Source organism: Leifsonia shinshuensis, assembly GCF_031456835.1.
Classification (GTDB): domain Bacteria; phylum Actinomycetota; class Actinomycetes; order Actinomycetales; family Microbacteriaceae; genus Leifsonia; species Leifsonia shinshuensis_C.
Map to the genome: position 1 here is coordinate 2,505,012 of NZ_JAVDVK010000001.1, position 19,799 is coordinate 2,524,810.

Below are 19,799 nucleotides of genomic sequence, written 5' to 3' on the forward strand. Positions count from 1 at the left end.
GCCGTCACCCGACGAGGGTGGCGGCCCTTCGCGTTTCCTCGCCGCTCCGCGCGCGCGGGGCGAACACCCAGACTCGGTAGAGGACGAAGCGGAACAGCGTCCCGAGCGCCAGCCCGACCACGTTGCCCGCGACGTTGTCGGCGACCAGCCCGTGGAGCCCCAGTACCGTCTGGGAGAACCACACGCAGCCGACCGGGATGAGCATCCCCGCCAGGCTGACGACGAGGAACTGGATGCCCTCCCGCGCCGCATCATCGCTGCGGTTCGCCGAGAACGCCCAGTACCGGTTGCCGACCCAGTTGACGCCGATCGCGGCGAGCGTCGCCAGCGCCACCGCGTAGAGGGACTTGCCGGCCAGCTCGACGCCCGGGATCAGCATCAGACCGTTGAAGACGAGCAGGTTCACCACGACGCCGACTGCTCCGACCGCGCCGAGCGGAGCAGTTGCAGCAGCACGGGCGATGGAACCGCGGAGGGCGAGGCCGAGGCCGATGCCTTCGGCTGCAGAGCAATCGCGTCAGGCATCGAGTCCTCCCGTCCCAACGGCGGCGTTCTCCCGCTCGGCTTCCGCCTGCTCGGGCTCGCCGGCTCCCTCGTCGTGCAGGGCCTCGGCGGAGTCGCCTCCGCCAGGCTCAGCGTCCTCCGCTTCGTCCTCGCCGCCGGCCGAACTACTACGCAGACCCGGCTGCGGTTCACGCTCAGCCATCAGGGCGAAGATCAACGTGGCGACGGAGAGCATTCCGGCGAGGATTCCGAGCACGAGGTGCTTCGTATTCTCGATCGACTCGCCGTACGCACAGGTCAGCAGCTGCACCCACGCGATCGTGCCGAGCAGGAGTGAGACGGCCGCGAAACCGGTGCGGATCCGCCCGATCCCCTCCCACCGGGAGCCCGAGGGCCCGCGCAGCCGCAGGACGACGATCGCTCCGATGCACAGGAGCAGCGAAAGGATCACGAAGGCACCGAGACCCCCGCCCACGAGCGGTTTCATGACGGCGGACGGGATCGCGAAGCGGGTGTCGAGCTGAGCGGCCGACGCGCCGCTGTCCTTCGTGAAGTTGCCGAGGTAATCCGGACGGCCCGCGAAGAAGTCCTTCGCGGCGGTGTTGGCGATTCCGACCGCGCGTTCGGGATGGGCCATCAGGAACTTCGCCACCGTCCCATAGGTCATCTTGTCTCTGACGGAGTCGAAGAGCGGATCGGCTTGGGGCGCGTTGTCACCGGCCCACCAGCTCTGGCCCGCGTGGGCCGCCATGCTCTTCGGCAGTCCCATCTCAGCCAGATCGGCCGCAGGATCCTCACTCGGGCCGAGGATCCCCACGAAAATGACCTCCGTGGGGTTGATCACGGCGAACTCCTTGGGATTGCTGTCGTAGGTCTTCAGCGCCGAGACGCCGAGTCCCGCGGTTCCGGTCACAGCGATCACGAGTGCCGCTGCGGCGGCGAGTCCGGCGAGCGCCGAGCGACGCCGCACCGCGGAGACGGTCATGCGGATGACATGCCAGAGCAGGAAGACCACGATGGGCACGAGCGTGGTGATGGTCTGGGTCTTCGCGTTCACGAGCAAGTAGGCGAATCCCAGGAACGCGGCGAGCGCGATCCACGTCATCACCGGACGTGAACGGAACGCACTGACATAGACGCCGGTGACGGCGATACCCATGATCCCGATGAGCCCGGCAGTCTCGGTGAACGGCGATCCAAGATAGTCCGCGAAGGCGGCGTCACCCAGGATGAGCACCAGGATCAGCGCCGCGGCGCCCTGCCGCACGGGCGAACGGAAGAGAAGACAGAGCGCGAGAACCAGAAGGCCGACGAAGACCGCAAACGCGACGAGCGCCACGCGGAGATCGATGTCGGCCGCCGTGCCGAAGAAACGGCTCAGTGCCGCCCAGAGCTGCATGAGCAATCGCGTCGTGCTCGGGTAGGCGATGCAATTCTTCGACGCCTCCGGCGAGCGGAAGTAGTCGAGGATCGCCCAGTTGTTGTACAGGTCGCCGTGGGAGGTCTCCCGAGGTGAGAGGCCCGACTGGCACATGAGGCGCACGCCATCGCCGTTATCGGCCATTCCAACCGGTCCCGGCCAGAAAAGCCGCACCAGCATTCCACCGGTTGCGAGCACCGCCAGAAGAATCGCGGTGACCCAACGGAACCTGCCCGCCGCGAGCCGGGCGCGAAACGGGGGCCTCTCCCCCACGTTGCCGCTCACGCGAGTGCCCGCTCTCGGGCGTGGAGGGCGGCCACCGGCTGGGCGACACTCTCTCGCAGAGGCCGGGTGCTCGTCCCCCGGACCCCGGTTCGCCGCTCGATCCCCCAACGGGTGACCCGGGCCATAGCCTCGAGCACGATGCCACCCGTCATCTTGGAGGCACCGAGCTCGCGCTCCACGAACGTGATGGGCACTTCGACGATGCGCAGCCCCTCATCGAAGGCACGGCGCGCCATGTCGATCTGGAAGCAGTACCCCTGGCTCTGCACCTCCTCGATGCGGATCCGTCGCAACGCCTCGGCCGTGAACGCGCGGTAGCCACCGGTGATGTCACGCGCGGGCACGCCCAACGCGATCCGCGCGTATGCGCTGCCGCCGCGCGAGAGCATGCGCCTCCGCAGGGGCCAATTCACCGTGCCACCTCCTGGAACCCAGCGGGAGCCGAGGACGAGATCTGCGCCGTCAGGTGACGACGGCCGGCGGAGCGCCGCGAGCAGCGTGCCGAGTTCCTCCGGCCGATGGGAGCCGTCGGCATCCATCTCGACGACCGCCTCGTATCCTGCGTCCAGCGCAAAACGCATTCCCGCCCGGTAGGCGGCCCCCAGCCCCTCCTTCGAACGACGGTGAAGCACGTGGATGCGATCATCAGCTGCCGCAAGCGCGTCGGCGATATCGCCCGTCCCGTCGGGAGAGCCGTCGTCGACCACGAGAATCCCGATGCCGGGCACCGATCGGCGCACGCGAGCGACGACCGTGGCAAGATTGTCGCGCTCGTTGTACGTGGGGATGACGACGAGCGTCCGCTCGACCTCGTTGCCCTTCGTTGCTTGGTGGCGTTCCATCACCGGTTCCTTCCTGCGGCCTGGGTCGGCCTTCTGTAACAGAGACCACGCTTTCTACGTCAACATGACGCCGATGATTCGACGTGGCCCGCGGTGCAGAACGCCCAGCACGCTCGCGGCTGAGGGACATCGCTTCGCTCGATTCCCGGAAAGACAATGATGAGAGCGCGACCACAAATGTCTTGACAACACCCGCTGCCGCGTTCTACATTCTCCTCAAACGCGTGAGAGCGCTCTCACGCTTCTGCACTGAGAGCGCTCTCACCGCTCAGGCGCACACAAGACACCACGCACAAAGGAGTGACCCGTGAAGCTTTCACGACGCACCAGGATCGCTGCGGCCGTCGCCGGCGCAGCATCTTTCGCCCTCATCGCAGCCGGATGCTCGTCGAGCGGCAGCGGCGGCGGATCCAGCTCGGACCCGATCACGCTGACCGTCACGACGTTCGGCACGATGGGCTTCGACAAGCTCTACTCGCAGTACGAGAAAGAGCACCCGAACATCACCATCAAGGCCACCAACATCGACACGGGCGACAACGCGCTCACCGACTGGCAGACGAAGCAGGCGGCCGGAAGCGGCCTCCCCGACGTCCAGGCGGTCGAGGAGGGCTGGCTCAGCAAGGTCATGCAGGTCTCCGACCAGTTCACCGACCTGAAGTCCTACGGCGCGAACGACATCAAGGACCGCTGGGTCGACTGGAAGCTCAAGCAGGCCACCGACAAGAACGGCCGCATCATCGGCTACGGCACCGACATCGGACCGGAGGGCCTCTGCTACAACGGCAAGCTCTTCGCCGCGGCCGGCCTGCCGAGCGACCGCGAGTCCGTCGCCAAGCTGTTCGGCGGCGAGAACGCCAGCTGGGACGACTTCTTCAAGGTCGGCGAGCAGTACCACGCCGCCACCGGCAAGCCCTGGTACGACCAGTCCGGCTTCATCTGGAACGCCATGGTGAACCAGCAGGACGAGGGCTACTACACCAAGGACGGCAAGCTCAACATCAAGGACAACAGCGACCTCAAGGCCCTGTGGTCCAAGCTCGCCGACGGGGCGGCTGCCGGCCTCTCCTCCAACCAGGCCCAGTGGGACTGGGGCAAGGGCAAGGCGTTCACCGACGGATCCTTCGCCACGTTCGTCTGCCCGGGCTGGATGCTCGGCGTCGTGCAGGGGCAGGTCAAGGCAGGCGGCGGCGACGCCGCCACCGGCTGGGACTTCGCCAACGTCTTCCCGGGCGGCGCGGCCAACTGGGGCGGATCGTTCCTGACGGTCCCGACCCAGTCGAAGCACCCGAAGGAGGCTGCGGCTCTCGCCGCCTGGCTGACCACCGCCAAGTCGCAGGTCCAGACCTTCCAGGCCGCCGGTACGTTCCCGTCGGTGACCGCAGCGCAGACCGACGCCGGTGTGACCGGTGAGAGCGACCTGACGAAGTTCTTCAACAACGCCCCCGTCGGCCAGATCCTCGGCGAGCGCGCGAAGGGAGTCGTCGCCCAGTACAAGGGACCGGACGACTCGGTCATCCAGTCGCAGGTGTTCGGCCCGTCCGTTCAGCAGCTCGACTCCGGCAAGGCGAACGGCGACCAGGCGTGGGACAACGCCATGAAGCTGCTCGACCAGCTGGTCGTCAACAAGTAACGAATCCGCACCCGGGCCCCCGCCGCTGATGGCGGCGGGGGCCCGCACCACGGGGAGAACCGCCATGACCACCACCGCCACCACCGCGCGCGACGACGCCGCGACCACCGCGCCCGCGTCGCCGCCCCGGCGCGCCGGACGCGGCGACCTGACCGCCAAGCAGCGGCTCAGCCGCTTCGACGTGAAGGCGTCGCCCTACTTCTACGTGGCGCCGTTCTTCATCCTCTTCGGGCTCGTCGGCCTCTTCCCGCTCATCTACACGTTCGTCGTCTCGCTGAACAACTGGAACCTGCTCACCGGCCCGGGCGAGTGGGTCGGCTTCAAGAACTACGCGGCCGAGCTGACGGATCCGTTCTTCTGGAACTCCCTCTTCAACACGATCAGCATCTTCCTGCTCTCCGCCATCCCGCAGCTGGTCGCCGCCGTCTTCATCGCCGCGATCCTCGACCAGAACCTGCGCGCCAAGACCTTCTGGCGGATGAGCGTGCTGCTCCCCTACGTCGTCACCCCGGTCGCGGTGACCCTGATCTTCTCGAGCGCGTTCGACGAGAAGTACGGCCTGATCAACAACATCATCCAGGCGCTCGGGCTCGACCCGGTGATGTGGAAGACCGAGACCTTCCCGTCGCACGTCGCCATCGCCTCGATGGTCAACTGGCGGTGGACGGGCTACAACGCCCTCATCCTCCTCGCCGCGATGCAGGCGGTCCCCCGCGACATCCACGAGTCCGCCGCGCTCGACGGGGCCGGCTCGTTCCGCCGCTTCTTCTCGATCACGCTGCCGAGCATCCGGCCGACCATGATCTTCGTCATCATCACGGCGACGATCGGCGGACTCCAGATCTTCACCGAGCCCAAGCTGTTCAACCCGTCGAGCGCAGTCCCAGGCGGCCCGCAGCGGCAGTACCAGACGACCGTGCTCTACCTCTGGGACATGGCGTTCAACCGCCAGAACTTCGGAAAGGCGTCCGCGATCGCGTGGCTGCTCTTCCTGCTGATCGTGATCTTCGGAGTCATCAACTTCCTGATCTCGCGGCGGATCGCCTCCACCGAGACCCGGCTGCATCGCAGACGGACAGCCAGACGACTGCAGGCCTCGCGCATCCTGGCCGCAGCGAGCGAGGAGAAGAACCTGTGACCGCCACGGCCCGCGACATCCGCCCGCCGAAGCGCCGCGCGCTCGGCATCGACCGCCGCCCCGGCTTCCTGACCTACGGCATCCTGCTCGCGATCTTCCTCGGCGGCGCCTACCCGCTCTGGTGGTCGTTCGTCGCCGGATCCAGCAACAGCACCGTGCTCACCTCGACGTGGCCGCCGCTGCTGCCGGGCGGGCAGTTCTGGACGAACATCGGTCAGGTCCTCGACACCGTGCCGTTCTGGCAGGCGCTCGGCAACTCGATCATCGTCTCGACCGTGATCACCGCATCCGTCGTCGCGTTCTCGACGCTCGCCGGCTACGCCTTCGCGAAGCTTCGGTTCCGCGGACGCGAGGGGCTGATGGTCTTCGTCGTCGCGACGCTCGCCGTCCCGACCCAGCTCGGCATCATCCCGCTCTTCATGGTGATGAAGCAGTTCGGGTGGACGGGGACCCTCGGCGCGGTCATCGTCCCGACCCTGGTCACGGCGTTCGGCGTCTTCTTCATGCGGCAGTACCTCGTGGACGTCATCCCCGACGAGCTGATCGAGGCGGCTCGCGTCGACGGCGCCAGCATGATCCGCACGTTCTGGCACGTCGGTGTCCCCGCCGCGCGACCGGCCATGGCGATCCTCGGCCTGTTCACCTTCATGACCGCGTGGACGGACTACCTCTGGCCGCTGCTCGTCGCGCCCCAGAACCCGACGCTGCAGGTGGCACTGAGCCAGCTGCAGTCGGCGAAGTACGTCGACTACTCGATCGTGCTCGCCGGAGCCGTGCTCGCCACCATCCCCCTGCTGATCCTCTTCGTGCTCGCCGGCCGGCAGCTGGTCTCCGGCATCATGGCCGGCGCGGTGAAAGGTTGAGAATGAACCGCACCTGGCCCGACGGCTTTCTCTGGGGGTCGGCCACCGCCGCCGCGCAGATCGAGGGCGCCGCCCACGAGGACGGCAAGGAGGACTCGATCTGGGATGCGTTCGCGCGTGTCCCCGGCGCGATCGCGGGCGGCGACACCCCCGAGACGGCGGTCGACCACTACCACCGGATGCCGCAGGATGTGGCGCTCATGGCGTCCCTCGGCCTCCAGTCGTACCGGTTCTCCACATCCTGGGCGCGCGTGAAGCCGGGCGACCGGGCCGTGAACCCGGCGGGTCTGGCGTTCTACGACCGGCTGGTCGACGAGCTGCTCGGCGCCGGCATCCTGCCGTGGCTGACGCTGTATCACTGGGATCTGCCGCAGGCGCTGGAAGAGAAGGGCGGATGGGCGAACCGGGACACCGCGTACCGTTTCCGCGACTACGCGGTCGCCGTGTACGAGGCGCTGGGCGACCGGGTGGACCACTGGACCACGTTCAACGAGCCCCTGTGCTCGTCGCTGATCGGGTACGCGGGCGGTGAGCACGCACCCGGGCGGCAGGAGCCCCGGGCGGCGCTGGCGGCCCTGCACCACCAGCACCTCGGCCACGGGCTCGCCGCTGCGGCCATCCGTTCACTTGCGTCGGGGGGCGGGCGTTCCGCCGACCTGCGGCTGGGCATCACGCTGAACCTCACCACGGCGGTCCCGAACGACCCGGCGGACGAGCTCGACCTCGACGCCGCCCGCCGCATCGACGGGCTGTGGAACCGCATGTACCTGGAGCCGCTGCTGCTCGGCGCCTACCCGTCCGATGTGCTCGAGGATGTGCGCGAGCACCGCTTCGAAGAGCTGGTGCACGACGGCGACCTGGACGTGATCGCGGCCCCGCTCGATTTCCTCGGCGTGAACCACTACCACGACGACAACGTGAGCGGCCATCCGCTGGGCCCGGACCAGCCTGCGCCCGTCGTGCCGACCGGCCGGCCGACCTCGTCACCGTTCGTGGGCAGCGAGTTCGTCACGTTCCCGTCGCGTCACCTGCCGACCACGGCGATGGGCTGGGAGGTCAACCCGAATGGCCTCCATGCCCTGCTCGTGCGGCTCACCCGGGACTACCCGGCGCTGCCGCCGCTGTACATCACCGAGAACGGCGCCGCCTACGACGACGTCGTCTCGGAGGACGGGCAGGTGCACGACCGCGAGCGCGAGGCGTACATCCTCGCCCACATCGACGCCGTCGGGCGGGCCATCGACGACGGTGCGGACGTGCGCGGCTACTTCGTGTGGTCGCTGCTCGACAACTTCGAGTGGGCGTGGGGGTACGCGAAGCGCTTCGGCATCGTCCGGGTCGACTACGAGACTCAGGAGCGGACCGTGAAGGACTCGGGTCTCGCGTTCGCGCGGATCATCGCCGCAGCGCGGGCCGGCGCCCCGGCCGGTGAGGTCGTGGATGCCGTGGGGGAGGCCGCCGCCTCGCGCGTCTAGCCGTCTAGCATGGACCAAAGCGACGAGGAGACCGGATGACCACGGAGCAGATGCCCGGCCGGGTGGTTCCCACCCTGGAGGCCGTCGCCGCGCGCGCCGGCGTCTCCCGCGCCACGGTCTCACGCGTGGTCAACGGCTCGCCCAAGGTCACCGCCGAGGTGGTGGCCGCGGTGGAACGCGCGATCGCCGACCTCAATTACGTCCCCAATCGCGCGGCCCGTTCGCTGGCTTCCCGGCGCACGCAGGTGATCGCGCTGGTGCTTCCGGAGTCGACGGCGAAGGTCTTCGCGGACCCGTTCTTCGCCTCCATCGTGCAGGGCGTCGCCCTGGCCCTGGCCGACACCGAGTACACGCTCAACATGGTCATCTCGTCGGAGACGAACCCCGACAAGACCAGGCGTTACCTGATGGGCGGCAACGTCGACGGCGCGCTGGTCGTGTCCCACCACTCGGGCGACCACTCGTACGCGCAGCTCGGCGCATCCCTCCCGCTGGTCTTCGGCGGACGCCCGGTGAGCGAGAGCGAGCACTCGTCGTACTACGTGGATGTGGACAACGTTGCGGGCGCGCAGGTGGCCACCCAGCACCTCATCGACCGGGGGCGCCGCGACATCGCGCTGATCACGGGACCGCAGGACATGCCCGCCGGCCTCGACCGGTACACAGGGTGGAAGCAGGCGATGTCGCAGGCGGGACTCGACACGTCGCTGGTCGCGTACGGCGACTTCTCCCCGGCCTCCGGCTCGGACGCGATGCGCCGGCTGCTCGCCGACGGCCGCCGCATCGACGGACTGTTCGCCGCGAACGACCAGATGGCGGCCGGGGCGTACTCGGCCATCCACGAGGCGGGACTCAGCATCCCGGGCGACATCGCGGTGGTCGGCTACGACGACGACAACTTCGGTCTCATGTCGTCCCCGCCGCTGACCACGGTGCACCAGCCGTCGATCGGCCTCGGCGAGGCGATGGCGCGGGTGCTGGTGCGGCTGCTCGCGGGCGAGCCGGTCGACCGGGTGACGCTGCTGCCGACCGAGCTGGTGGTGCGGCAGAGCTCGTAGGGGGCTCCGCCCGCCTTTCGCCCCTCCATCGAGTCCTCACTTAGTGCACGCTCTTGCGGCGTGTCGCGGGCACTTTGTGAGGACTCGATGGGCGTTGAGACGCGGACGGCCGCCCCGCGAGGATCGCGGGGCGGCCGTTGTGGGGTGGTGCGTGTCAGGCGACCGGGGCGGTTGCCGCCTGGCGGCGGCGAACCAGGACGGTGCCGCCGATCGCGGCGCCCGCCAGGGCGAGCGCGCCGAGCGCGATGCCCGGGTTCATGATCGGCAGGGGCAGGGTGGCCCAGGTGGTCGGAGGGGAGTCGATGCCGTTCAGCGTCTGGATGACGGTCAGCGGGGCCTTGACGTTCGCGGGGAGAGTGATGCTCCACGTGTTGTCGGCGCCCACAGTGTTGGTTCCAACCGGGTTTCCGTCGGCGTCCTTGACCGTCACTAGCGCGCCGGCATCGCCGGTGCCGGTCATCGTGTACTGGCCGGTGCCGTCCGGGCCAGTGACGCCCGAGATGACGACCGGGCCCTTCGGGCCTGCCGGGGTAGCGGGAGAGATGGCGTAGCTGTACGGAGTGGACGTGACACCATTCATGGCCTGCGTAATGCTCAGCGGGCCAGTGAAGGTCGCGGGAAGGAGGGTGCTCCATGCACCAGTCCCGTCGACCAGGACATTGGTGACGATCGGATTCCCGGCCGCGTCTTTGATCGTCACATAGGCACCGGCAACGCCCTTGCCGATCAGCGTGTACCGGTTGCTACCGTTGGGGCCGGTCTTGCCCACGTTGGAGACCTGCTGGATGGTGCCCGCGCCTGGAATGCTGGCTTGCGAGATGCTTGCGGAAGGCGCGGCAGTGGTGGTGCCGGCAAACGGAGTGAAGGTGACGGTGACGTTACCCACGATCGGCCCCGTGGAGACGACCGAGAACGAGCTTGCGTAGTTTCCGGGAACGAATCCGGGACCGTCAGCACCGATCGGCGCGTTCACCGTCTGGATCAGGGTCTGGTCAGACGTCACCTGGCAGGTGGCGGGGAAGTACTGCCAATCGTATTTAGGGTAGGCAGCGCATGCGTTAGCGGCAAACTTCAGCCCCGTCGGCAGTGTCACCGTGTAGTAGCTAGTCTGGCCCGGGTCAAGGTGGAAGTTCGACAAGCTGGGCCCGCGTCCATCACCGTTGTTGAACGACACAACACCAGTCGTGCCCGGCGTTGCAAAGGACTGGGCCGGCGCTTGTGGAGTAATGCTAAGCGCCGTTACACCAGCGTTGATCGAGCCGACATTCGCCGCGCTGGCAGAGGTCGCGACGCCGAACGTGAGCGCGGCTGTAGCGAGGGTGGCGGCGCCAGCTCCGAGGAGCTTGCGTCGGGTGGGTCGGATGCCCATGGTGGTTCCTTTCGGGGAGGGTTGTGTCAGCGGGACGAGGTGGTGCGGTGCTGACGGGTGGCCGGGAAGGGGTTCGGTTCCCGGAAGTCGAGATGGCACTGTTTGATTGGTGCGTGCATCGTTAAGGGACGCGTTTGAGCCCGGGTGGTGACGCCGGAGGCCCTCTTTCAGGAAATGCACATATATAGCTGCCGCCGGGACGCTGGCTTGCCAAAGCGCCTAGGAACCGCCAAGAGCAGCGCGGCTACGGCGAGGTCCTGTAGCGAATTAGGTCAGCAGAGCCGGGACTCAGCGCGAAGCACGCGCGCGGCGGCGGGCGCGGTACGCGGCGGCTTTCGCGCGGTCGCCGCAGCCGGCCATGCCGCACCAGCGGCGGTTGTGAGCGCGGGACGCGTCCAGGAAGGCGCGGGTGCAGTCGGTGCCCTCGCACCAGGTGAGGCGGACGCGGTTGGCCGGGCGGAAGACGTCGACGGCGGCGCGGGCGATCGCGGTGAGGCAGGCGTCCAGGTCGGCGGTCGTGGCCACGGAGCGGTCGGGGGAGAGGGCAGCCGTCGGGGCCGGCCCGGCGGCGCCGGCGTTGAGCGCCTCCACGGCGTCGGCGGGGAGTGGGCGGGAGTCGTCGGTCGTCAGCAGCGCCCAGATCAGCTCGCGGAGGGCGATCGCGCGGGCGTAACTCTCCGCGCCGACCGCGGGAGGCGCATCGACGACCCCCGCATCGGCCAGCCACTGCGCCAGGTCGGAGGGCGTCGGTATGCGCTCGACGGCCGTCGTGCGGCGTTCGGCGACCGTCGCGACGAAGTCGAGCGCGAGGTTTCCCGCGACGAACTCGAAACTCACGTCACTATCTTGACAGGTGACGCATTCGCGAGCAAGGTGTCGTGCATGAGCGCACGCAGGGGCGGTCTCACGGTGTACCTGGCCGCGGCGGTGACGGCGCGGTCGGCCGACGCGGGAGCCATCGTCGCCGCCGTGCTGGCGGGCACGGCGGTCGGGGGTCCGGCCGCGGGCGGTCTCCTCGCGGCGGCGCTGACCGTGCCGCATCTGATCGGACCGCTGGCCGGGCGGGTACTGGACGGACGGCGCCGACCGGGGCTCGTGCTGAGCAGGGCCTTCGCCTGGTACGCGGTGTTCGTGGTGGTCGCGGCGGGGTTGCTCGGGGTGAGCATCCCCGCGGCGGCGCTGGCCCTGGCGGCGGCGGGATGCGCGGGGCCGCTCGTCACGGGCGGATTGAGCAGCCGGCTGGCGCCGATGCTCGCGGAGCGCGAGGCGGCAGCGGTGGACGCATCCGGCCGGAAGCAGCGGCGGGGGCAGGCGCTCGACGCGCTGACGTACGGTGTGTCCGGCACCGTCGGGCCCGCCGCGGTCGCGGTGGCCGCGCGCATCCTGACACCGACGGGGGCGCTTGCCGCGACGGCCGGGCTGCTCGTCGTGGCGGCGGTCGTCGTGCTCTGGCTGCCGCACGCAACCGGTTCGGCCGTGCGCGCGGCGAGTGGCGGCGTTCTCCGGTTGCTCGTGACCTCGGCGCCGCTGCGCCGCACGACGGTCGCGACCGTCGGCTCCGCGACCGCGCTCGCGGCGGCGCCGGTGATCGCTGCAGCCCTGGCCGCGCAGCGGGGCGCGGACCCGTCGACGGCCGCCGTCCTCATGTCGTTGTACGGCGCGGGCGGGCTGGTCGCCTCGCTGGTGCTCATCGCGCGGCCGCTCAGAGGGGATCCGGAGCGGTTGGTACGTGTGGGAGTGGCGGTCGCCGGGGTGGCGCTGCTCCTGCCGCTGCTGGCGCTGCCGTTCCCGACGGCGGGAGCGGTGTTCGGGGGCGTCGCGTTCGCCGCGGTCGGGGCCGCGAGTTCGGCGCTGTTCGCGGCGACGCTCGCCGCGCGCACCGAGTACTCGCCGCCCGGCGCGGCGGCCCGCGTGTTCGCATCCGTCGCCGGGGTGAAGGTCGGAGGCAGTGCGCTCGGGGTGGCGGCCGCGGGGCTCGTCGCGCCGCTCGGGCCGGGGGTGCTGATCGTGTGCGCGGCCGCGGTGTGCGCCGTGACGCTGGTGATCGTCGTGACGGATGCGGCGCTCGGGCGTCGGCGGGCGCGCGACGGCGTCTCGTCGCGCGCGAGTGGTGACTTGGTGTCGCAATCCGCGCGGGAAAGCAGCAACAACTCACGGCTCGATCCCCGGCACGCTCAGGGCGCTGACGAGCCGCCGGCGAGTGGTGACTTGACGTCGCTATCCGCGCTGGAAAGCAGCAACGGCTCACGAGTCGAACGACGCCCGCGGGACCGCGCCGAGCCTGACGAGTGGTGACTTGATGTGGCCACTCGCGTCCTCAAACAGCATCCACTCACCACTCGGGCGCAGGCAGTCGCGGGAGGGCGCCGAACCCGACACGAGTGGTGAGTTGATGTCGCCACTCGCGTCCCGAAGCAGCAACGACTCACGACTCGCGAATCCGGGCGGGCCAGGCGCTTGCGGACCAGGCCCCCGGGCGTACCGTCGCGGCATGCCGACCTATACCGCAACACGCCCGCTCGAGGGCGACGCCGACGAGTACTTCGACTACATCGCCGATCCGGAGAACCTGCCCGCCTACTTCCCGCGCGTGACGGAGGCGCACGAGCTGCCGGACGGCAAGGTGGAGACCACCGCGCACGTCGACGCCGACCAGGACGGCAGCGACGAGACCGTCACCTCGGAGGCCGCGTTCGACGTCGACCGCGCCGCCCGGGAGATCACGTGGTCCGCCCCCGGTCCGCACGACTACCACGGGTCGCTCAAGCTGACCGATGACGGAGTGGAGCTGACGATCCACACGACGCAGGACTTCGACGGGATGCAGCAGGCGCTCGACGGATCTCTCGCGAAGATCGCGGAGAACCTGCGCGCCAAGGCCTGACCCCGGCCGTGTTCGACGGCTTCGAGACCGCGGACGTCGACGTCGGCGCCGTGCGCCTCCGCGTCCGGCAGGGCGGCGAGGGGCGCCCGATCGTGCTGCTGCACGGCCATCCGCGCACGGGCGCGACCTGGCACCGCGTGGCCCCGCTGCTCGTGGAGCGCGGCTTCCGCGTGGTCGTCCCCGACCTGCGCGGGTACGGACGCTCGACCGCGCCGCCGCCACAGCCCGACCACGCGCAGGCGTCGAAGCGGGCGATGGCGGGGGACGTTCTCGCGCTCATGCGCAGCCTCGGCCATGAGCGGTTCGACGTGGTGGGGCACGACCGGGGCAGCTACGTCGCGTTCCGGCTGGCGATGGACCACCCCGAGGCGGTGCGGCGCGCGGCAGTCCTCGACTGCATCCCGATCGTGGAGCACCTCGACCGGATCACGCCGGAGTTCGCCACCGCCTGGTACCACTGGTTCTTCTTCGCCCAGCCCGAGACGCCCGAGCGCGTGATCACGGCCGACCCGGACGCCTGGTACCACGGCGACCCGGACGCCATGGGCCGCGAGAACTTCGACGAGCGGCGGGAGGCCATCCACCGCCCCGAGGTGGTGCACGCCATGCTGGAGGACTACCGCGCCGGGCTCACGGTCGATCGCGCCGACGAGGAGGCCGACCGGGCGGCCGGTCGCCGGGTGACCGTGCCGCTCCTCGCGCTGTGGTCGCTGCGCGACGACCTCGAGGAGCTGTTCGGCGACCCGCTGGCGATCTGGCAGGACTGGGCGGTGGATGTGCGCGGCGCCGGCATCGACTCCGGGCACCACGTGGCCGAGGAGGCACCCGGACCGCTGGTGGATGCGCTCGGCGCTTTCTTCCTGGAGGACTGAGACAGCGTCGAGCGCGCGCTCACGCCAGCCGGCGGTACAACCGGTTGCCGAGCGCGGCGAGCACGAACCCGGTCGCCACGATCGCGGCGACCCCGCCCGCATACGCGATGAACAGGTGCTCGGTGCCGCTCTGGGTCGAGAAGTAGGTGACCAGCAGCGCCACGACCGAGCCGACCAGGCAGACGACGCCGACCCAGATCAGCGGCCAGAGCTTGCTCCGCACCGGCGGCTCCGCGCCGGGGAGGCGCAGCCAGGCGAGCACGATACCGGCGATGCACCCCCAGAACGCCACGACCAGCATCCCCGCGACGACGTCGCTCGGCCGGTGCCACTGCTCGACCAGGGTGGATGCTCCCGCCGCGATCGCGAAGATCGAGCCGACGACCGCCGCGAGCGGACGGAACCGCGGAGACGCCAGGAGGAAGACGACGAGCGCCGCGGAGGCAGCGACCGCCGTGTGACCGGAGGGCAGGGAGTTGGCGAGTCCCGCATCTACCCCCTTCTCGGGCCGCGACAGGATGGTGTACTTCAGCACCTGCGTGCTGACGTTGGCGCCGACGGCCGCCCCGACGGCGACCGCGAACACCAGCCAGTTGCGGCGCACGAGCACGATCACCACCGCGACGATCGCGCCGATGACCACCGAGGCGACCGGGAGGGCGTTGAGGAACGTGTGCGCGAACTCGATCACGCCACCCTTCCACACGTCCGCACCGGCGAACGCGCGCTCGTCGATCACCTGCCCGATGTAGCTGCGCACGAACACGAGGTAGACGGCCACGAACAGCGCGGCGGAGACGAGTGCACCCCAGAGGAAGGGGAGGGCGCGCAGGCTCGATCGCATAGTGCATCCACCCTTCCACACGCGACTCTGAGATTTCCGGACGAACACCGAGGATGGGGAGAACGCGTCGCGTCCGCAGCCTGTGAGCAGAAACGCGCGATCAGTCGATGAAGCGCACCGCGGGCTCGCACCCGGCGAGCCGCTCCCGCATGACCGCGACCGCCGCCGGGTTGCTGTCCACCAGCAGGAACCGGCGTCCGAGCGCGGAGGCGACCGCACCAGTCGTGCCGCTACCCGCGAAGAAGTCGAGCACCCAGTCCCCCTCGCGGCTCGACGCCTGCACGATCCGGCGCAGCACGCCCTCCGGCTTCTGGGTCGGATACCCGGTCTTCTCGCGTCCGGTCGGCGACACGATGGTGTGCCACCAGACGTCCGTCGGGAGCTTGCCGAGCTGCGCCTTCTCGGGCGTCACCAGGCCGGGAGCCATGTACGGCTCGCGCTCGACCGCCGCCGAGTCGAAGTGGTACGCCGCCGGGTCCTTCACGTAGACCAGGATCGTGTCGTGCTTGGCCGGCCACCGGTTCTTCGGCTTCGCCCCATAGTCGTAGGCCCAGATGATCTCGTTGAGGAACGACTCGCGGCCGAACAAAGCATCCAACAGCACCTTCGCGTAGTGCGCCTCGCGGTAGTCGAGGTGGAGGTACAGCGTCCCGTCGTCGGCGAGCACCCGCCAGGCCTCGATCAGGCGCGGCTCGAGGAAGCCCCAGTAGTCCTCGAACCGGTCGTCGTAGCTGAGGAGGTCGCCCTTGATCCGCTCGTAGCTGCGGCCCTTGAAGCCGATGACGCTGCCCGCGCCGCCCTCCGACCGCACCGACGTGAGCGTCTGCCGCGCCTGCGGCCGGCCCGTGTTGAAGGGAGGGTCGAGATAGATGAGGCGGAAGGACGCGTCGGGCAGGCCGGCCAGAACGTCGAGGTTGTCGGCGTGGGCGACGGTGCTCGGCGCATCCGGATGCCACAGCGGCCTAGCTGACGGGACGGGCTGCGACATGCGTCCATTCTCGCAGCGGAGAGAATGGACTGTGCACAATCTCGGTCTGCTCTTCGACGTCGACGGCCCCCTCGCGAGCCCCGTCACCCGTACCATCGCCATCCGCAGCATCGTCACCGACCTGGTCGCGATGGCGGCTGCCGGTGTGCCGATCGCCTTCATCACCGGGCGGTCGGGCGACTTCATCCGTCACCAGGTGGTCGCGCCGCTCTGCGACGCGGGGCTCGGCGACGCCCTCGACCAGCACGGCGCGCGCATGTTCGGCGTCTTCGAGAAGGGCGGCGCCTGGGCCCCGATCACGGGCGAGGGGATGGGCGAGGTCACGGTGGACGAGAGCGTCGCATTCCCGGACGAGGCGGTGGACGGCGTGCGCCGGCTGGTGCGCGACCGTTTCGCCGACACGATGTTCTTCGACGAGACGAAGCGCGCGATGATCTCGGTCGAGCAGCGGACCGACGTGGACGCGGACACCTACCGCGAGGCGCAAGGGCGCTTCGAGGACGCGGCATTCGGCCTGCTGACCGGGCTCGGGATCGGCCTGCGCTACGGTTCGCGGGTCTCGCCCGACGCGGACGGCGCCGTGCCGTTCCGCATCGACCCGACCATCATCTCCACGGACATCGAGTCGGTGCTCCTCGACAAGGATCGCGGTGCGCAGCGGGCGTTCGACTACTTCGCCGCACGGGGTCCGCTGCCGCGGCGCTGGCGGTCGATCGGCGACTCCCGCAGCGACTACAAGATGGCCGACTTCGTGCACGACGCCGGCTACGAGGTCGCCCACGTGGATGTGCGGCCCGCCGACGGCGTGCTCGACCGGCCGTACGAGGTCATCACCATCGGCGACGCGGTGCACGACGACGCGGGAGCGGAGTTCCTGGCGCACTGGCGGCGCGAGCTGGGGCTCGACGCGGCGGTCTGACGCCCGGCCCTCGCCTCAGCCCAGCTCGCGACCGCGGTTGCGGCGGCGCACCTCGCGCGGAGCGCGTCCGCCGAGGAAGGAGCGCGCCGGGTCCACTACGAAGCCCTGGCGCAGCGCCTCGCGGCCCACCAGCATCCGGAAGCCCATCTGGTCGCGGTTGGTGAGGGTCGTCTCGGCGCGCACCGAGCGTCCCGCGATCACGAGGTCGAGCAGCACGACGATCCGCTCCTCGGTGTGGCCGGACGAGCTGCGCACCACGCGCCGGTCGTGCACCGCGCACTCGGCGGTCACCGCATCCCGGTCGGAGTCCTGCCACGGCTGCACCCGGAACCGCACTCGGTCGCCCGGCAGCTCCTCGATGTCGAAGGCGTGGAGGGACGAACTGCGTGCCCCGGTGTCGACCTTCACCTTGATCCACGACACCCCGATGCCGGGCAGGCTCACCCACTCACGCCAGCCGACCGTGTCGGTGGTTGGATGGAGGTCGGCCATTCCCCCATCTTCGCAGGAGCCCACCCGTGAAACTCGCCATCCTCTCGCGCGCCCCGCACGCGTACTCGACGCAGCGGCTGCGTTCGGCGGCCGAGAGCCGCGGCCACGCGGTGAAGGTGCTCAACACGCTGCGGTTCGCGATCGACCTCTCCGGCGACGAGCCCGACCTGCAGTACCGGGGGCGGCTGCTCTCCGACTACGACGCCATCCTGCCGCGCATCGGCAACTCGATCACGTACTACGGCACGGCCGTGGTGCGGCAGTTCGAGCAGATGGATGTGTACACGCCGAACACGGCCAACGGCATCACGAACTCGCGGGACAAGCTGCGGGCGACGCAGATCCTGTCCCGCCACAACATCGGGATGCCGCGCACGGCGTTCGTGAACAGCCGCGCGGATGTGCGCATGGCGATCGAGCGGGTCGGCGGGGCGCCGGTCGTGATCAAGCTGCTCGAGGGCACCCAGGGCATCGGCGTGATTCTCGCGCCGGAGGCGAAGATCGCCGAGTCGATCATCGAGACGCTGCACTCGACCAAGCAGAACGTCCTCATCCAGAGCTTCATCGCGGAGAGCCGCGGCCGTGACATCCGGGCGCTGGTCGTCGGCGACCGGGTCGTCGCCGCGATGCGTCGCGTGGCGAGCGGGGACGAGTTCCGCTCCAACGTGCACCGCGGGGGCACGGTCGAGAAGGTCGCGCTGACGCCCGAGTTCGAGGAGGCCGCGGTCCGCTCGGCGCAGATCATGGGCCTCCGCGTCGCGGGCGTCGACATGCTGGAGGGCAAGGACGGCCCGCTGGTGATGGAGGTCAACTCCTCACCGGGCCTCGAAGGCATCGAGCGGGCGACCGGGCTGGATGTGGCGGGCGCGATCATCGACTTCATCGACAATCAGGTCGCCTTCCCCGAGATCGACGTGCGTCAGCGGCTCAGCGTCTCGACCGGCTACGGGGTGGCCGAGCTGCTCGTGCACTCCAACGCGGACCTCGTCGGCAAGTCGCTCCGCGACTCCGGCCTCGGCGACCGCGACATCTCGGTGCTCACCCTGCACCGCGGCACGTCCGTCATCCCGAACCCGCGCAGCGGCGTGGTGCTGGAGTCGGGCGACCGGCTGCTGTGCTTCGGCCGCCTGGAGGAGATGCGGTCGATGATCCCGGACCGCCGCAAGCGGCGAGCCAAGGTGCGCAAGTTGCCGAAGGAGGCTCAGGAGGCGCTCACTGAGGAGTGAGCCCCGGCCGCTCGGCGCGCAGTCGGTCGGCGCGGTGGTAGTGGCGGAGGATCAGCCACAGCGTCAGGATGCCGCCGGCGGCCGCCACGGCCAGCACCACGATGTACAGGATGCCCGCGAGCGCCGTCACGGCGGACGCCGTCTGCGTGGTGAGGCCGCCCGCGGTGGTCAGCTCCGCCAGGGCGCGGCCGTTGGCGATCAGCGCGATCACGGCTGCCAGGTCGCTCGCCGAGTCCCACAGCCCGTGCAGCACTGCCACACCGACGTAGGTCACCACGATCCAGATCGAGAACCGGAACCGGTCGCGTCCGCGCGCAGCACCGAACAGCACGGCGCCGAGCACCGCGGTCCACAGCACGTGCCCCACCGGCGCGAGGATGGCGCGCAGCACCTCGGTCTGCAGCAGCGAGACGAGATCGATGCCCTGCGCGGTGATCGCCGCGTTGAACGCGTAGCCTGCCGACTCGAACGCCGCGAAACCGGCGCCGACGGTCGCGCCGAGCAGGGCGCCCTGGGTCGCCGTCTTCGGCACGACGCGCCACCCGATGATGATCAGGAGCACCGCCTTCACGAACTCCTCGATCAGCCCGACGAGCAGGTACATGCCCCACGACTGGTGCAGGTTCACCTCCAGCAGGGATGCGCCGAGCACGCCGAAGATGCCGCCGACGAAGAACGCGAGCACGAGCTGGAGCGCGCTGATGCTGCCGGTCACCCGCTCGATCGCGAACAGGACCACGCAGAACGGGACCAGGAAGCTGCCGATCAGGATGAGCGTGGGCACCAGGTTGGTGTTGCCGGTGGTCGCGGTGACGACGATCGTCAGCACCCAGAGCGCGAAGCCGGTCAGCAGGGTCTTCCACCACCAGCCATGGTGGTGGTGCGGGTGCGGCGCCACGGCGGGCGTGTCCACGGTGATGTCAGCAGCCATCGTGATCCCCTCGGTCGGTGGCGGAGGTGTGTCGGACATCCTCCCACCGTGTGGCA

General features: G+C 69.7%; 19 protein-coding genes. 10 read left to right on the top strand and 9 right to left on the bottom strand.

The annotated features are described in order from the left end of the window. Positions 1–4: 4 nt before the first annotated feature. From J2W45_RS12100 to J2W45_RS12110, 3 genes are read right to left on the bottom strand one after another with little or no spacing between them, the layout of a single operon-like run. Positions 5–493, bottom strand: a complete 489-nt coding sequence (locus J2W45_RS12100; RefSeq protein WP_310135015.1) for a GtrA family protein — start codon at positions 491–493, stop codon at positions 5–7. A gap of 24 nt (positions 494–517) precedes the next feature. Next, entirely contained in the window at positions 518–2,209 is a 1,692-nt protein-coding gene (gene wsfD / locus J2W45_RS12105) for a glycan biosynthesis hexose transferase WsfD (protein WP_310132188.1), read from the bottom strand. After that, positions 2,206–3,051 (bottom strand): polyprenol monophosphomannose synthase, encoded by an 846-nt coding sequence (locus J2W45_RS12110; protein ID WP_310132190.1) that lies wholly within the window; start codon positions 3,049–3,051, stop codon positions 2,206–2,208. Before J2W45_RS12110 ends, wsfD begins: the two co-directional genes overlap by 4 nt. Positions 3,052–3,358: 307 nt before the next feature. Between J2W45_RS12110 and J2W45_RS12115 the strand changes: the two genes are divergently transcribed. The 5 genes from J2W45_RS12115 (at position 3,359) to J2W45_RS12135 (ending at position 9,218) form a co-directional block, all read left to right on the top strand. Next, complete coding sequence (locus tag J2W45_RS12115; RefSeq protein WP_310132192.1) at positions 3,359–4,684, top strand: ABC transporter substrate-binding protein; 1,326 nt, start codon at positions 3,359–3,361, stop codon at positions 4,682–4,684. A 64-nt stretch (positions 4,685–4,748) separates the two neighbouring features. Continuing rightward, on the top strand, positions 4,749–5,822 hold the full coding sequence (locus J2W45_RS12120) for a carbohydrate ABC transporter permease (protein ID WP_310132195.1): 1,074 nt from the start codon (positions 4,749–4,751) through the stop codon (positions 5,820–5,822). After that, positions 5,819–6,685, top strand: coding sequence for a carbohydrate ABC transporter permease (locus J2W45_RS12125; RefSeq protein WP_310132197.1), 867 nt, complete (start codon positions 5,819–5,821; stop codon positions 6,683–6,685). The genes J2W45_RS12120 and J2W45_RS12125 overlap by 4 nt, the downstream gene beginning before the upstream one ends. Before the next feature lie 2 nt (positions 6,686–6,687). Beyond that, positions 6,688–8,160, top strand: coding sequence for a GH1 family beta-glucosidase (locus J2W45_RS12130; RefSeq protein WP_310132199.1), 1,473 nt, complete (start codon positions 6,688–6,690; stop codon positions 8,158–8,160). 35 nt (positions 8,161–8,195) lie between these two features. Continuing rightward, positions 8,196–9,218: a LacI family DNA-binding transcriptional regulator gene (locus J2W45_RS12135; RefSeq protein ID WP_310132201.1), complete on the top strand. Its 1,023-nt coding sequence runs from the start codon at positions 8,196–8,198 to the stop codon at positions 9,216–9,218. A gap of 154 nt (positions 9,219–9,372) precedes the next feature. Here the strand turns inward: J2W45_RS12135 and J2W45_RS12140 are convergent, their stop codons facing one another. Together J2W45_RS12140 and J2W45_RS12145 are read right to left on the bottom strand one after the other, a co-directional pair. Continuing rightward, positions 9,373–10,587, bottom strand: a complete 1,215-nt coding sequence (locus tag J2W45_RS12140) for an Ig-like domain-containing protein (RefSeq protein ID WP_310132202.1) — start codon at positions 10,585–10,587, stop codon at positions 9,373–9,375. 288 nt (positions 10,588–10,875) lie between these two features. Next, on the bottom strand, positions 10,876–11,424 hold the full coding sequence (locus tag J2W45_RS12145; RefSeq protein ID WP_310132204.1) for a CGNR zinc finger domain-containing protein: 549 nt from the start codon (positions 11,422–11,424) through the stop codon (positions 10,876–10,878). A gap of 45 nt (positions 11,425–11,469) precedes the next feature. On the opposite strand from J2W45_RS12145, the gene J2W45_RS12150 reads away from it, so the two are divergent. The 3 genes from J2W45_RS12150 to J2W45_RS12160 all read left to right on the top strand — a co-directional run bounded on the left by J2W45_RS12150 (position 11,470) and on the right by J2W45_RS12160 (position 14,343). After that, the gene (locus J2W45_RS12150; RefSeq protein ID WP_310132206.1) at positions 11,470–12,882 is read left to right on the top strand and encodes a hypothetical protein; all 1,413 of its coding nucleotides are present in this window, start codon (positions 11,470–11,472) and stop codon (positions 12,880–12,882) included. 196 nt (positions 12,883–13,078) lie between these two features. Then, positions 13,079–13,471, top strand: coding sequence for an SRPBCC family protein (locus J2W45_RS12155; protein WP_310132208.1), 393 nt, complete (start codon positions 13,079–13,081; stop codon positions 13,469–13,471). Between the two features lie 8 nt (positions 13,472–13,479). After that, positions 13,480–14,343, top strand: coding sequence for an alpha/beta fold hydrolase (locus tag J2W45_RS12160; RefSeq protein ID WP_310132210.1), 864 nt, complete (start codon positions 13,480–13,482; stop codon positions 14,341–14,343). Positions 14,344–14,362: 19 nt separating this feature from the next. Here the strand turns inward: J2W45_RS12160 and J2W45_RS12165 are convergent, their stop codons facing one another. Both J2W45_RS12165 and J2W45_RS12170 read right to left on the bottom strand, forming a co-directional pair. Then, positions 14,363–15,187 (bottom strand): phosphatase PAP2 family protein, encoded by an 825-nt coding sequence (locus J2W45_RS12165; protein WP_310132212.1) that lies wholly within the window; start codon positions 15,185–15,187, stop codon positions 14,363–14,365. 100 nt (positions 15,188–15,287) lie between these two features. Continuing rightward, positions 15,288–16,175, bottom strand: a complete 888-nt coding sequence (locus tag J2W45_RS12170) for a DNA-methyltransferase (RefSeq protein ID WP_310132214.1) — start codon at positions 16,173–16,175, stop codon at positions 15,288–15,290. 31 nt (positions 16,176–16,206) lie between these two features. On the opposite strand from J2W45_RS12170, the gene J2W45_RS12175 reads away from it, so the two are divergent. Continuing rightward, complete coding sequence (locus J2W45_RS12175; protein ID WP_310132216.1) at positions 16,207–17,094, top strand: hypothetical protein; 888 nt, start codon at positions 16,207–16,209, stop codon at positions 17,092–17,094. 15 nt (positions 17,095–17,109) lie between these two features. On the opposite strand, the gene J2W45_RS12180 is transcribed toward J2W45_RS12175, so the two are convergent. Continuing rightward, positions 17,110–17,586: an ATP-dependent zinc protease family protein gene (locus J2W45_RS12180; RefSeq protein WP_310132217.1), complete on the bottom strand. Its 477-nt coding sequence runs from the start codon at positions 17,584–17,586 to the stop codon at positions 17,110–17,112. Between the two features lie 26 nt (positions 17,587–17,612). Here J2W45_RS12180 and rimK point away from each other — a divergent pair, with 26 nt between their 5' ends. Next, entirely contained in the window at positions 17,613–18,812 is a 1,200-nt protein-coding gene (rimK, locus tag J2W45_RS12185) for a 30S ribosomal protein S6--L-glutamate ligase (protein ID WP_310132219.1), read from the top strand. Here the strand turns inward: rimK and J2W45_RS12190 are convergent. After that, positions 18,799–19,743 carry a PrsW family intramembrane metalloprotease gene (locus J2W45_RS12190; RefSeq protein ID WP_310132221.1) on the bottom strand — a complete coding sequence of 315 codons (945 nt, stop codon included), beginning with the start codon at positions 19,741–19,743 and terminating at the stop codon, positions 18,799–18,801. The two genes, rimK and J2W45_RS12190, sit on opposite strands and share 14 nt — an antisense overlap. Positions 19,744–19,799 lie beyond the last annotated feature (56 nt).

Bases quoted from the DNA above. Each gene is read 5' to 3' on its own strand.
- J2W45_RS12120 (WP_310132195.1), top strand. From the start codon at position 4,749: ATGACCACCACCGCCACCACCGCGCGCGACGACGCCGCGACCACCGCG.
- J2W45_RS12170 (WP_310132214.1), bottom strand. From the start codon at position 16,175: ATGTCGCAGCCCGTCCCGTCAGCTAGGCCGCTGTGGCATCCGGATGCG.
- J2W45_RS12130 (WP_310132199.1), top strand. From the start codon at position 6,688: ATGAACCGCACCTGGCCCGACGGCTTTCTCTGGGGGTCGGCCACCGCC.
- J2W45_RS12165 (WP_310132212.1), bottom strand. From the start codon at position 15,187: ATGCGATCGAGCCTGCGCGCCCTCCCCTTCCTCTGGGGTGCACTCGTC.
- J2W45_RS12135 (WP_310132201.1), top strand. From the start codon at position 8,196: ATGACCACGGAGCAGATGCCCGGCCGGGTGGTTCCCACCCTGGAGGCC.
- J2W45_RS12180 (WP_310132217.1), bottom strand. From the start codon at position 17,586: ATGGCCGACCTCCATCCAACCACCGACACGGTCGGCTGGCGTGAGTGG.
- J2W45_RS12190 (WP_310132221.1), bottom strand. From the start codon at position 19,743: ATGGCTGCTGACATCACCGTGGACACGCCCGCCGTGGCGCCGCACCCG.
- J2W45_RS12150 (WP_310132206.1), top strand. From the start codon at position 11,470: ATGAGCGCACGCAGGGGCGGTCTCACGGTGTACCTGGCCGCGGCGGTG.
- J2W45_RS12140 (WP_310132202.1), bottom strand. From the start codon at position 10,587: ATGGGCATCCGACCCACCCGACGCAAGCTCCTCGGAGCTGGCGCCGCC.
- J2W45_RS12155 (WP_310132208.1), top strand. From the start codon at position 13,079: ATGCCGACCTATACCGCAACACGCCCGCTCGAGGGCGACGCCGACGAG.
- J2W45_RS12110 (WP_310132190.1), bottom strand. From the start codon at position 3,051: ATGGAACGCCACCAAGCAACGAAGGGCAACGAGGTCGAGCGGACGCTC.